This window comes from Flavobacterium aestuarii (assembly GCF_040049115.1).
In the GTDB taxonomy this organism is placed as follows: domain Bacteria; phylum Bacteroidota; class Bacteroidia; order Flavobacteriales; family Flavobacteriaceae; genus Flavobacterium; species Flavobacterium aestuarii.
The window spans coordinates 14,474-26,768 of the sequence record NZ_JBDLZZ010000017.1 but is presented as its reverse complement, the minus strand read 5'-3'; the positions used below and the strand labels follow the sequence as shown (position 1 = coordinate 26,768).

Here is a 12,295-nt window from a genome sequence, read left to right as displayed (position 1 = left end):
AAACTATTTCAATATAAAACTGCTTTCATCAACCAGCTCTTCACCATCATAAATATTTACATAATACGTTCCTTTTGCAAAATTTTTACCCATAAGATTTTCAGAAACACGGATCATTTTATTTTCATATTTTACATTAGAAGCCATGCTATAGATTAAATTTTTATACTGATGGGTTCTCATATTATCATCACCAAGAATGGTATTTTCGCTATTCATTACTTGAATGTAATACGTTTTATCGACAGGCTTGGCTATTTCATTTTTAGCAATTACAAAACTAATATTAATTCCTTCTACCTTGCTTGCTTTGTCTGTTACAATTAAATCTCCGGAACTTTTCAGCCTGTAGGTAACAACAGAAGTACTGGTAACTTCCAGCTTAGAAAATTTTTCGACAGTATTTACCAATTCCCGTTTTAAGCCCTCATTCTTTTTTTGAGATTCATTCAAAACTGTTTCAGTAATATCTCTTTGCTCTTTAATGTTAGCATTTTGTCTCTTTATAGAAACATTCTGCTCTTTAAGTTCCGCATTCTCAATTGTCATCATAGCTAATTTTTCCTGCAATGACTTCACTTGTTCTTTATATTTAATCAACGGAATCTGGTTGTTTTGGGACGCAACTAAATCACTCATTAATTGGATTACTTTATCCCTTTCCTGAATTAACTCAAAGGACATTGTCTTATTCTCCAGTATAATCTCATCATAAGTCTTTCTTAAATTTTTAAGATCTTGTAAAATCATGTTTTTTTCACGCTCATTTTCCGCTAAAACTGGATTAATCAGCTTGGATTTTAAAACTGGTTTTGGCAAAGATTCGTTTTCCATACCAATAGAGTAATATAGAACAGCAGAAGATAGAAGCGCCACTGCACAAAATGAGATGAGAATAGCTCTTATAACGGGGGATTTCGCTTTATTTTTCAAATTAATAGGATTTTGTGGTATTTGCAATAAACTTTCTTATCGTAAAGATAAATACTTTAACAATGCTTTTATAATAAAAATGTCGCAAAACCGATATTTTATGTCATAAAAACGTTAAAAAGCAAAAATAACATGATGATAATACAATAAAAACATTAAATTATAAGAAAATTTAACGAAATTAGCATTCATTACTCTTTACACGTATTTTGCAGTATTTTTAATAGAAAAAGTTAATTTCACATCCTATTTATTCATTATTTAATAGAGAGTAATACAGAACTGTTTTCTGATTTTACGTATTGAATTTACACCAAACTTTACAGCATAAAAAAACCTCAAACATAAGTCTGAGGTCATATACATTCTAATTTTTTAAAAAAATTATTTTCTGCTTCTAATTTCTCTTGCCAATAACGTGTTTTTCAAAAGCATTGCAATTGTCATAGGTCCTACACCTCCAGGGACTGGTGTAATAAAAGACGATTTTTTGCTTACACCGTCAAAGTCTACATCGCCAGTAATTTTATATCCTTTTGGGTTTGAAGCGTCATCAACGCGTGTAATTCCTACATCGATTACTACCACACCCTCTTTTACCATATCAGCTTTCAGAAATTCTGGAACTCCTAGTGCTGTTATAATAATATCTGCATTTTTAGTATATTCTTCAAGATTTTTAGTACGGCTATGCGTTAAGGTCACGGTTGAATCTCCAGGATCCCCCTTACGGCTCATTAAGATACTCATTGGCCTGCCCACGATATGGCTGCGCCCGATAACTACTGTATGCTTTCCAGCAGTTTCTACTTTATATCTTTCTAATAATTCCATTATTCCAAACGGGGTTGCCGGCAAAAATGTTTCCATATCCAAAGCCATTTTTCCAAAATTGGCAGGATGAAACCCATCAACATCTTTATCTGGATCAATAGCCATCAATATTTTTTGTTCGTCAATATGTTTGGGCAAAGGCAATTGAACTATGTAGCCATCTAAATTATCATCTTCGTTTAACTCTTTAATTTTAGCCAATAATTCTGATTCGGTAATCGTTTCCGGCAACGCAACTAAAGTGGAATCAAAACCAATTTGCTGGCAAGATTTAACTTTGCTTCCTACATATGTCAAACTAGCTCCGTTGTTACCAACAATAACCGCAGCTAAATGAGGCACTTTTTGCCCATCTGCTTTCATTTTCTGTACTACAGCAGCAATCTCGCTTTTAATATCTTCTGATGTTTTTTTTCCGTCTAGTATTTGCATAAAAACTGTTTGTTGTTTCTGGTTTATTGTTTGTTATTCTTAACTGAAATCTGCTTTCTGAATTCTGTCAGCTGACTAACGCATTCCAGGCATGCCTCCAGGCATACCGCCTTTCATTCCGCCCATCATTTTCATCAGGTTTTTTCCTCCTGGTCCCTGCATCATCTTCATCATCTTGCTCATCTGCTCAAACTGTTTCATCAATTGATTCACCTGCTCCACTTTCGTTCCAGAACCTTTGGCAATCCTTGCTTTTCTTTTTACATCGATTATAGCTGGCTTGCTTCTTTCAATTGGAGTCATTGAATGAATAATTGCTTCGATATGTTTAAAAGCATCGTCTTCGATTTCGATATCTTTCATGGCTTTCGAAGCACCTGGAATCATTCCAACCAGATCTTTCATATTACCCATTTTCTTAACCTGCTGAATCTGTGAAAGGAAATCATCAAAACCAAATTCATTTTTAGCGATTTTCTTTTGGATTTTTCTAGCTTCCTCTTCGTTATATTGTTCTTGTGCTCTTTCTACCAAAGACACAACGTCACCCATACCAAGGATACGCTCGGCCATACGATTTGGATAAAATACGTCAATCGCATCCATTTTTTCGCCTGTTCCAACAAACTTAATCGGTTTATTAACTACAGATTTAATAGAAATCGCAGCTCCCCCACGGGTGTCACCATCTAATTTGGTTAAGATAACCCCGTCAAAATTCAAGATATCGTTGAATGCTTTTGCAGTATTTACGGCGTCCTGACCTGTCATAGAATCCACAACAAACAAGGTTTCCTGTGGCTGGATTGCTTTGTGAACTTTCTCAATTTCATCCATCATTTCCTTATCGACAGCCAAACGGCCAGCAGTATCGACAATTACAACATTGAATCCGTTTGCTTTAGCATGCTTGATAGCATTTTGTGCAATTTCAACAGGATTTTTATTCTCTGGCTCAGAGTAAACCTCAACCCCTATCGAATCTCCAACAACATACAGCTGCTGAATTGCCGCTGGACGATAGATATCGCAGGCAACCAAAAGCGGTTTTTTATTTTTTTTTGTTTGAAGAAAATTAGCCAATTTCCCAGAGAAAGTAGTTTTTCCAGATCCCTGTAACCCCGACATTAATATAATCGATGGATTTCCCTGAAGATTAACACCCGCAACATCACCGCCCATCAATTCAGTAAGCTCATCTTTGACCAGCTTTACCAATAATTGTCCAGGCTGTAATGTCGTTAATACATCCTGACCAATTGCTTTTTCTTTTACTTTGGTTGTAAAATCTTTGGCAATTTTAAAGTTAACATCGGCATCAAGTAAAGCACGGCGAACTTCTTTCAAAGTTTCTGCTACGTTTACCTCGGTGATTTTCCCGTGTCCTTTTAATATATGAAAGGCTTTGTCTAGTTTATCGCTTAAATTATCGAACATAATTGTGTTTCTCTTAAATTAAGGCGCAAATTTAATGATTTGATATTGAAGTTTAAATAGTATTAGAAAATAAAAAATCAATTGTTTTGAAAATTAAAGCAAAAAAGACCATCTCCTTATTATTTTGAAATAAAGTTTGTCGTTTTTAAAAACATCTCCACAATTTTCAACAGGAATTTCACAAACCAGCAGAAAACTGCCAAAATGAACCCTAAAGAAATTGTATTTCAGCTAAAAAGATAAATTTTTATACCTTATATTTTACTCAAATTCATTAAAATCCAAACCATAAATATCCATTTTAAGTTTTTTTATCCTGCTTCTTTCTGAAATCTGCAAATGGACAATTTTGTCGGATTTTTTACATTATACGCATGAATTTTATTCAAACGTTTTCGTTTAATTAACTCTTTATAAAAAGAGCAGTTTTAAAATAATCACTTTTGTTAAAATATTAAATATAATTCAATTTAAAAAGACAAAAAACGTTGTAGTCTTGAATATTTATAAAAAAAATTATTCTTTTTTTACAAATTTGATAACAAAATATTTTGCCGATTGAAAAATAGTCAGTACTTTTATCCTAACAAAAAAGGTTAAAAAACACAAAAATATAACATAAAATAAAAAAAATCATGAGAACAATTATCACCTTCGCTTTATGTGTAAGTTTATTTACAACATCTTATTCACAAGACAAAAAAGTAAATAAAGAAACAAAAATTGAAGAGCTGCCTGAAGTAGTAGTATCATCAAAAAATGATTTTACACAATACATCCCAGACAATAATCCTGACATAGTTGTCAGAAATACTCAAAACGAATTCCTTTCTTACAAAGTTGATGAAGAGTACAAGGATTTTGACACTTATTTGGTGACATTACAAAATTCAAAAGGTTCCTTAGTAGCAACTTACAATGAAAAAGGAATGCTGATGTCAGTTGAAGAAAAATATGTAAATGTAGAATTACCTAGAGAACTTATGAAAACGGTTTATCTTGCCTACCCTGAGTGGACAGTTACTCAAAGCAAGTTTGTATATACACAAGAAAAAGGACAAATATTGAAAAAAGCATATCTTTTGAAACTTAGAAAAAATAACAAAACTCAAAACATATTAGCAAGCTCTATAGGTGAACTTATTAAAATAGACAAATCAGAAGAATTAGCAGTGAATTAATATTGCTGTTATTAAACCAAAAACTAACTAAACTTTGCCTAAACCAAAGGAGAGACTGTCAATTTAGATGGTCTCTCCTTATTTTTTTACAGACAAGATTCTGAATAAATCTAAAATCTTTTCCATAAAAACTGACTTATGTTTTGAGCATAACAAAAAAAGGCTGTCTTTTTAAAACAGCCCCTCTTCTTCAAAAAAAACTAACTAACTCCTGCTGCTATTTAAAATAAAGCAGTATAAATTAAAATGTAGTTGTGCTATTCGCCTGATAGGCAAACTTAAACGTAAAATATCTTGATATCGAATTTGCATCTGGAATAGCAGGAGCATCTTTATAATAGCTCAAAATTTCGAATTTTGCATATTTCCCATCATGTGTTTTCACTACAAAAACTTTTCCAGCTTTTGCTGTAATTATATGAGTTAAACCATTGTAATCATACCAGGCATTATCCCCTGAAGTTGGAAATGCATATCTCTCTGCTCCGTCTTGTACAAATGTATTTGCCGCAGGAAATGCTGTTACACTGGCAAATGTTCCTGAAACAATACTCACAGCACCATTTCCTTTTCTATCCGGCTCACCTCCTGTTATACCAATTTTAGCTCCTCCATTTACAATAATGGCTGTTCCGCGAAAAGCAATATCCCAATTATCATTTGTTACGACTTTATTTTCTGAGAAACTGAATTTTGTAAACTCTCCTCCAACAGGCTGTCCCTGTCCGCCAGTTTGCGGTGCTGAAAGATTTGAAACTGTTTGCGTGACTACTGCGGGAATTATTTCCTCCTTTTTATCATCATCATTATTGCAAGATGTAATAAAAAGAACTAATGCTAAAATCGAAAGTTTTAAAAAATTTGTTTTCATTGTAAAGTGTTTAAAATAAAGGTTAATTAAAAATTGTATTGAATTCGTGCAAAAAGCTGTCTTCCGGAAAGGTTTGGAATTTGACTTGGATCGGTATAATTAAGTAAATTATTGGCTCCAGCCTGAAATAGTATTTTGTCTGTTATGTATTTTGAAACCGATAGATTGGCTGTAAAATAACCATCTACAAAAGTGTCGTATTTGTCCAGAATCTGATTTCCATTAGTGTCATACAAACCGTATTTGCTTCGGTAAAAAACACGCAGATTGACATCTGTTTTTATTTTCGGAATCGTGTATGCCATTTTAACATTGGCCGTATGTTTCGAACGATTGTACAAACCGAAATAATCCGGTTTATTAATTTTAACAGTCTGTAATTCGGAGTTTCTGATGTATTGATAACTTTCAAAATTATCGACAACCGATTTGTCTTTCGTAGTCAAATATTGATAACCGATTGATGCAGAAAATTCATTAGTAAAATTATAAGCCGAATTAAATTCTAATCCATAAGTAAAGACTTCGCTGACATTAAAGTAGCTAAAAACGTTCTGGCTATTGTTTTTTTGAGCCACTGCTCTCGTATCAATCAAATTATTTATCGAATTGTAAAATGCGTTTGCATCAACTTTCAATTTATTTCTTTTGTAAAAAGTTCCAAAGTTGATATTCACAGCGCTTTCTGCTTCTAACGGAGTATTAAAACTGATTCCTTCTGCTCTTTTCAAGATCTGGCCTTCCGCTTCTAATTGATCCAAACGATCTTCGGCAACATTATAACCCAAAACAGTATAACCAACCGACGGATTAGAGAAATCAAAATACAGCTGGCGGAAATCAGGCGCTTTATAACCGTAACCAACAGATCCTTTTAGAGAAAAATCAGTATTGATTTTATAATTTATGGCCAATTTTGGGCTTAACTGCGAGGCATATTCACTGTGATTATCATATCGAAATCCCGCGAGTATATTCCATTTCTCACTTGGATTCCAATCGTACTGCACAAAAATATACTCGGAAGTAAATGCTGCATTTTCACTAAAATAGGTTCTGTCCAGAGTTTCATAATTAAGTCCTATTCCTGCAGTAAGCTTGTCATTATTTATTGCCAAAGTCGTCCTGGCTTCTGGACGAAAGAGCCATTGATTATAGTAGGTTTTATCATAAAAAACATCCTTTTCATCTTTCAAAAACGAATCATTTTTATAATTAGTCGCATATAATTCATATTCCGAATAGATTTTTGAACTCCATTTATGTTCCAATTTTACTTGAGAATTCCATTCATTTTCAGTGGCATCACCTTTATAATTTTCATCATCAATTATGGCAACATTATCCATCTTCTGATTATACAAACGATTGCTGACAATCAGTTTTAGATTTTCTGAAAAATCATAATATAATTTGGGCTGAATGGTGTAATTGTAAAATTTTTCCAGATTTTTCAAAGGAGTGCTTTTATCCAAATCATATCCATCAGAGGAATAATAATTGGTAAATAAATTAGCCGAAAACTTCTTCTTTTTCCAAAGAAGATTAGCATTAGCATCATTGGTATTAAAAGAGGCATATCGATAAGAAAGACTGCCCGAAAACATATCTTTTTTCGGTTTTTTTGTAATGACATTAATCACACCGCCCATGGCTTCGGAGCCATACAAAGCAGATGAAGCACCTTTTACTATCTCGATTCTTTCAATATTCCCAACAGAAACCCTCGATAAATCCAAAACTCCTGCACTTCTTCCTACCAAAGGCACTCCATCAATTAAAACCATAGTGTAAGCCGAATCTAAACCCTGCATCTGAATTCCTTCAAAACCACTTTCGTCAGGAATCAGGATAATTCCAGTCTGCTCATATAAAATTTCGTTTAATCGTGTTACACCCGTTTTTGCAATTTCTTCCGACGTGATTATTGTCATCGGTAATGGCAATGACGAAAGAATTCTCTCTGTTCTTGTTCCTGTAACCACCATGACCTCCAACAATTCGTTAGTTTGAATACTATCTTTTTTCATTTGTTGAGCAAAAGAAATCTGACAAAAAAGAACAGCAGAAAAAAAGGTAATTTTATATTTCATTATTTTTATTCAGTCTTAATAAGCAATGCAAATATATAGTTATTTTTATTTATTCTAAATAAATTTAAATATATTTGTCAAAATTTTTAAATACTAAAATCTAATTATGAAGACAAAAAGAACCTATCTATCAGTAATTATGCTGATTGCAGCCTTCATCAGCTTTGGGCAAGATTCAAAAAAAGAAGACATTCAGGCTATCAAATCGATGTGTGGCTGTTATGAAGTGAAATTCAACTTTACCGAAACTTTTAAATATCCAAAAGATTCGGCGAGCTACAAACCATCGGAAACCAAACATGAATCAGCTCTCGAATGGGTAGAATTACTGGAAGACAAACCTAACAAAATCTCGATGCAGCATTTATTAATTGTCGGGAAAGGAGAGAACGATATTGTAAAACACTGGAGACAGGATTGGCTCTACGAAAACACCGATTTGTACTCTTTTTACAAGGACAATACCTGGAAATTCAACAGACTGACAGCCAAAAACGTAAAAGGGCAATGGTCTCAAAAAGTATATCAGGTAGATGACAGTCCAAGATACGAAGGTTCTTCGAGCTGGGTACATATAGACGGGAAAAACTATTGGCTGAACACTGCCGATGCTCCGCTCCCAAGAAGAGAACACACTAAACGCAACGATTATAACGTTCTAAAAAGAAGAAACATTCACGAAATCACCGCTACTGGCTGGAATCATGAGCAGGATAATCAAAAACTGATAAGAGACGAAAACGGAAATGATTATTTATTGGCCGAAGAAAAAGGATTTGATGTTTATACAAAAGTGGAGGACAGCAAATGTTTATTGGCCCAAAACTGGTGGAAGAACAACAAAGAGCTTTGGGCAAAAGTGAGAAGCAAATGGGAGAAAGTTTATGGCAGTAATAAAAAACTAGCCTTGCAGAACAAAGTAAACAAAAAATCGCTATTCTCTCTTTTATTCGACTTAAAACCAACAGCTGCCCAGGCCGAAGTTGACGCTATCATTGATTCTTTTGTAATCAAATAATAAAAATTTACGATTATGTGCAATCTAAAAGTATTAAACAGAACCTCGAATGGCATTTTATTACATTGCCAGCATAGAGATATGTATCAATTACTGTTTAACAATCTGACTTTTGATTTGAATAGTATAGAAATGACTAGCTTTTCTAATTACTTGGAACAGATAGATATTGACTATTGGGAAACCGAATATAAACATTCCATTTATGAAAAGAAGATTCCGATCCCAACATTGCAATCCAATTTCATCATTTTGTTAAATAGAAAAGAACTCGAGGAATTACGTTTTTTGGTAGATTGTATCAGCGAAGACAGAATTCTAAAACCTATGGAAATCAGTTATAAGATAATTTCAAATTGACATAGATTGCAGCACATAAAATCAATCCGTCCCGTTTTTATTAAACAGGACGGATTTTTTGTTTTTAGCTGCATCTGGTGAAATTTAATTTGTCTTGAAAAGCTGCATTTAAGGAATTCCAAATTACTGCAGAACCGGCATAAAAAAACATATTTTGATACGATACATTCTGTACAATTTGTGACTGTTTTTTTCATGTTTTCTGACTGATAATAAGTCCGACTTTACGCTTTTAACATTAATTCCCATCAAACGTTTTCGTATGTTTTACAGTTTACCGCAAGATGCTTTTTAAAACAACGCGTTAATGTTAAAAAACAAATAATTATTCAATTTATAATTAAAATAAATACATTCAATTATTATATCAATAAAAAAACAAATATTTTTTTATTGATATAATAAAAAAAATAGTTTGTAATTTCAAAAATAAATGTATCTTTATAATATAAAATAGAACCTTAAAAAATATAAAAAACAATATAAAAAATACAAGATCATGAGAACAATCATCACCTTCTCCCTTTGCTTAAGCTTCTTTTCTGCAGTGTATTCACAAGACCAAAAAACAGCAGATAAAAACGAAGAAACTATAAATATGAAAGTATTACCAGAAGTATTAGTTTCACACACTAAAAATGTTTCAAAATACATTCCTGATAATAATCCTGATGCAGTTATCAGAAACACTCAAAACGAATTTATTTCCTATAAAATTGATAATAATGAGTACCAAAATTTCGACGAATATTTAGTGACTTTAGAAAACGAAAAAGGTTTCTTAGCAGCAACTTACAATCAAAACGGAGTGTTAGTAAGGGTTAACGAAAAATATACAAATGCAGAATTGCCAAGAGAAATAATGCGTTTTGTTTTTATGTGGTATCCAGACTGGACAATTACAAAAAGCAAGTTTGAATATTCTCAACAAAAAGGAGCAATATTGAAAAAAACATACCATTTGAAACTTAAAAAAGATAATCAAACTAAAAATATCCAAATTAGCCCAACAGGCAAAATTGTTGAAACAAACAATGAATTGGCAATGAATTAAAAATTGAAATGATTCCAATAATTCTCATATAAACTAAAATCCCATACTTATCAAATAAAAAAGAGGCAGTCTACAAATATAGACTGCCTCTTTTATTTTATTATTTTTAAAAAAATTACATTCTCTCTGGAACATTTATCCCTAATAAACTAAAAGAATCAGCAATAACATCGGCAACTTTTTTAGACAGCTGCACTCTGAATGTTTTTTTAGCTGAATCAGTTTCCCCAAGTATGGAAACAGCCTGGTAAAATGAATTGTACTCACGTACCAAGTCATAAGTATAATTGGCAATCAAGGCTGGGCTGTGGTTGTTGGCCGCATTCTGAATCACTTCTGGGAATAATTCGAGCTGTTTTATCAGCTCTTTTTCCTTTTCGTGAACCTCAGCAACGCCTGACGCAGCATTCAAATCAAAATCGGCTTTTCTTAAAATGGACTGAATTCTGGCATAAGTATATTGAATGAAAGGCCCTGTATTTCCAGCAAAATCAACCGATTCTTCTGGATTAAACAGAATTCTTTTCTTTGGATCCACTTTCAGAATATAATATTTAAGCGCTCCAAGACCAATTGTATTGAATAATTTTGCTTTTTCATCTGCAGAATAACCGTCCAGTTTTCCTAAATCTTCAGAAATTTTTTGAGCTGTGCTGGTCATTTCATTCATCAAATCATCGGCATCCACAACGGTTCCTTCTCTCGATTTCATTTTCCCTGAAGGCAGATCCACCATTCCGTATGATAAATGGAAAAGATTCGAAGCCCAGTCAAAACCTAATTTTTTAAGAATCAAGAACAATACTTTGAAGTGATAATCCTGCTCATTCCCTACTGTGTAAACCATTCCGCCAACGTCTGGCATATCTTTTACACGCTGGATTGCAGTTCCAATATCCTGAGTCATATAAACGGCAGTTCCGTCTGAACGCAATACAATTTTACGATCCAATCCTTCGTCAGTCAAATCAATCCAAACCGAACCGTCAGGGTCTTTTTCAAAAATCCCTTTATCTAACCCTACCTGAACGACATCTTTGCCTAACAAATAAGTATTGCTTTCGTAATAATAACTGTCAAAATCAACCCCTAGGTTTTTATAGGTTGTTCCAAAGCCGTCATAAACCCATTGGTTCATCTTTTTCCAAAGCTCGATAACTTCTGGTTTTCCAGCTTCCCAATCCAAAAGCATCTGCTGTGCTTCCAGAATGATTGGTGCCTGTTTTTTGGCTTCGTCTTCAGTTTTTCCTTCTGAAATTAATTGATTAATTTCTTCTTTGTATGCTTTATCAAAAGCTACATAATAATTACCAACCAATTTATCGCCTTTCAAACCTGTAGATTCAGGAGTTTCTCCGTTACCAAATTTTTGCCAGGCCAGCATTGACTTGCAGATATGAATTCCTCTGTCGTTGATGATCTGTGTTTTATATACTTTTTTGCCCGAAGCTTTAATAATTTCAGCAACCGAATATCCTAAAAGGTTATTACGAACGTGTCCTAAGTGTAACGGTTTATTGGTGTTTGGCGAAGAATATTCAACCATCACCGCTTTATCATCTGCCGAAGGCGTTACAAATCCGAATTTATCAGTACTTCTGATTCCATTGAAGAAATTCAGATAATAGCTGTCAGCAATCACAATATTCAAAAATCCTGAAACTACATTAAAACGGGCTACTTCTGAAACATTTTCTACTAAATAGTTTCCAATTTTGTTTCCTAATTCTACAGGATTACTTTTTACCACTTTCAATAATGGAAAAATCACCATAGTAATATCGCCTTCAAACTCTTTGCGGGTAGCTTGAAACTCAATTTTATCAATGGTTACGTCAAACAAAGTCTGAATTGCTTTTTCTATCGATGGGGTAAGAATATTGGATAATGACATCTTTTGATTATTTTTTTAAGTGTGCAAATATAAGGCTTATTCGCCAAATAGCGAAAGTGAATAACTACATTCTGTTTGAGACTGCCTTTTTAAAAACGTTACCGTAAAATAGTATCCAATAACAGGTGAAAAAAGTCTAAAACAATTCAAAAACATGCTATTTCAAGAAAAAAAAATCAGATGCCAAA

Annotated in this window: 10 protein-coding genes; 4 read left to right on the top strand and 6 right to left on the bottom strand. The window is 33.1% G+C overall.

Features of this window, described 5'->3' with window-relative positions; genetic code table 11:
• Positions 1-3 precede the first annotated feature (3 nt).
• The 3 genes from ABEG11_RS15710 to ffh all read right to left on the bottom strand — a co-directional run bounded on the left by ABEG11_RS15710 (position 4) and on the right by ffh (position 3,636).
• A complete protein-coding gene (locus ABEG11_RS15710; protein ID WP_348825128.1) occupies positions 4-834 on the bottom strand; it encodes a DUF8428 domain-containing protein in 831 nt (276 codons plus the stop codon).
• 483 nt (positions 835-1,317) lie between these two features.
• Positions 1,318-2,199: a bifunctional 5,10-methylenetetrahydrofolate dehydrogenase/5,10-methenyltetrahydrofolate cyclohydrolase gene (locus tag ABEG11_RS15705; protein ID WP_348825127.1), complete on the bottom strand. Its 882-nt coding sequence runs from the start codon at positions 2,197-2,199 to the stop codon at positions 1,318-1,320.
• 75 nt (positions 2,200-2,274) lie between these two features.
• Complete coding sequence (gene ffh, locus ABEG11_RS15700; RefSeq protein WP_348825126.1) at positions 2,275-3,636, bottom strand: signal recognition particle protein; 1,362 nt, start codon at positions 3,634-3,636, stop codon at positions 2,275-2,277.
• A gap of 635 nt (positions 3,637-4,271) precedes the next feature.
• Here ffh and ABEG11_RS15695 point away from each other — a divergent pair.
• Entirely contained in the window at positions 4,272-4,817 is a 546-nt protein-coding gene (locus ABEG11_RS15695; RefSeq protein WP_348825125.1) for a hypothetical protein, read from the top strand.
• Positions 4,818-5,058: 241 nt separating this feature from the next.
• On the opposite strand, the gene ABEG11_RS15690 is transcribed toward ABEG11_RS15695, so the two are convergent.
• Both ABEG11_RS15690 and ABEG11_RS15685 read right to left on the bottom strand, forming a co-directional pair.
• Positions 5,059-5,688: an HmuY family protein gene (locus ABEG11_RS15690; protein WP_348825124.1), complete on the bottom strand. Its 630-nt coding sequence runs from the start codon at positions 5,686-5,688 to the stop codon at positions 5,059-5,061.
• Positions 5,689-5,714: 26 nt separating this feature from the next.
• Positions 5,715-7,718 carry a TonB-dependent receptor plug domain-containing protein gene (locus tag ABEG11_RS15685; protein WP_348825123.1) on the bottom strand — a complete coding sequence of 668 codons (2,004 nt, stop codon included), beginning with the start codon at positions 7,716-7,718 and terminating at the stop codon, positions 5,715-5,717.
• Between the two features lie 169 nt (positions 7,719-7,887).
• Here ABEG11_RS15685 and ABEG11_RS15680 point away from each other — a divergent pair, with 169 nt between their 5' ends.
• The 3 genes from ABEG11_RS15680 to ABEG11_RS15670 all read left to right on the top strand — a co-directional run bounded on the left by ABEG11_RS15680 (position 7,888) and on the right by ABEG11_RS15670 (position 10,213).
• Positions 7,888-8,799 carry a DUF6607 family protein gene (locus tag ABEG11_RS15680; RefSeq protein WP_348825122.1) on the top strand — a complete coding sequence of 304 codons (912 nt, stop codon included), beginning with the start codon at positions 7,888-7,890 and terminating at the stop codon, positions 8,797-8,799.
• A gap of 15 nt (positions 8,800-8,814) precedes the next feature.
• Positions 8,815-9,159 carry a DUF6686 family protein gene (locus ABEG11_RS15675; RefSeq protein WP_348825121.1) on the top strand — a complete coding sequence of 115 codons (345 nt, stop codon included), beginning with the start codon at positions 8,815-8,817 and terminating at the stop codon, positions 9,157-9,159.
• Positions 9,160-9,658: 499 nt separating this feature from the next.
• Entirely contained in the window at positions 9,659-10,213 is a 555-nt protein-coding gene (locus ABEG11_RS15670; RefSeq protein ID WP_348825120.1) for a hypothetical protein, read from the top strand.
• A gap of 115 nt (positions 10,214-10,328) precedes the next feature.
• Here the strand turns inward: ABEG11_RS15670 and argS are convergent, their stop codons facing one another.
• Positions 10,329-12,107: an arginine--tRNA ligase gene (argS, locus tag ABEG11_RS15665; RefSeq protein WP_348825119.1), complete on the bottom strand. Its 1,779-nt coding sequence runs from the start codon at positions 12,105-12,107 to the stop codon at positions 10,329-10,331.
• Between the last annotated feature and the right edge of the window lie 188 nt (positions 12,108-12,295).

What these genes read in the sequence shown, in the direction of transcription:
- ABEG11_RS15670 (WP_348825120.1), top strand. Translation starts at nt 9,659, where the DNA reads ATGAGAACAATCATCACCTTCTCCCTTTGCTTAAGCTTCTTTTCTGCA.
- ABEG11_RS15690 (WP_348825124.1), bottom strand. Translation starts at nt 5,688, where the DNA reads ATGAAAACAAATTTTTTAAAACTTTCGATTTTAGCATTAGTTCTTTTT.
- ABEG11_RS15705 (WP_348825127.1), bottom strand. Translation starts at nt 2,199, where the DNA reads ATGCAAATACTAGACGGAAAAAAAACATCAGAAGATATTAAAAGCGAG.
- ffh (WP_348825126.1), bottom strand. Translation starts at nt 3,636, where the DNA reads ATGTTCGATAATTTAAGCGATAAACTAGACAAAGCCTTTCATATATTA.
- ABEG11_RS15695 (WP_348825125.1), top strand. Translation starts at nt 4,272, where the DNA reads ATGAGAACAATTATCACCTTCGCTTTATGTGTAAGTTTATTTACAACA.
- ABEG11_RS15710 (WP_348825128.1), bottom strand. Translation starts at nt 834, where the DNA reads ATGGAAAACGAATCTTTGCCAAAACCAGTTTTAAAATCCAAGCTGATT.
- ABEG11_RS15675 (WP_348825121.1), top strand. Translation starts at nt 8,815, where the DNA reads ATGTGCAATCTAAAAGTATTAAACAGAACCTCGAATGGCATTTTATTA.
- argS (WP_348825119.1), bottom strand. Translation starts at nt 12,107, where the DNA reads ATGTCATTATCCAATATTCTTACCCCATCGATAGAAAAAGCAATTCAG.
- ABEG11_RS15685 (WP_348825123.1), bottom strand. Translation starts at nt 7,718, where the DNA reads ATGAAAAAAGATAGTATTCAAACTAACGAATTGTTGGAGGTCATGGTG.
- ABEG11_RS15680 (WP_348825122.1), top strand. Translation starts at nt 7,888, where the DNA reads ATGAAGACAAAAAGAACCTATCTATCAGTAATTATGCTGATTGCAGCC.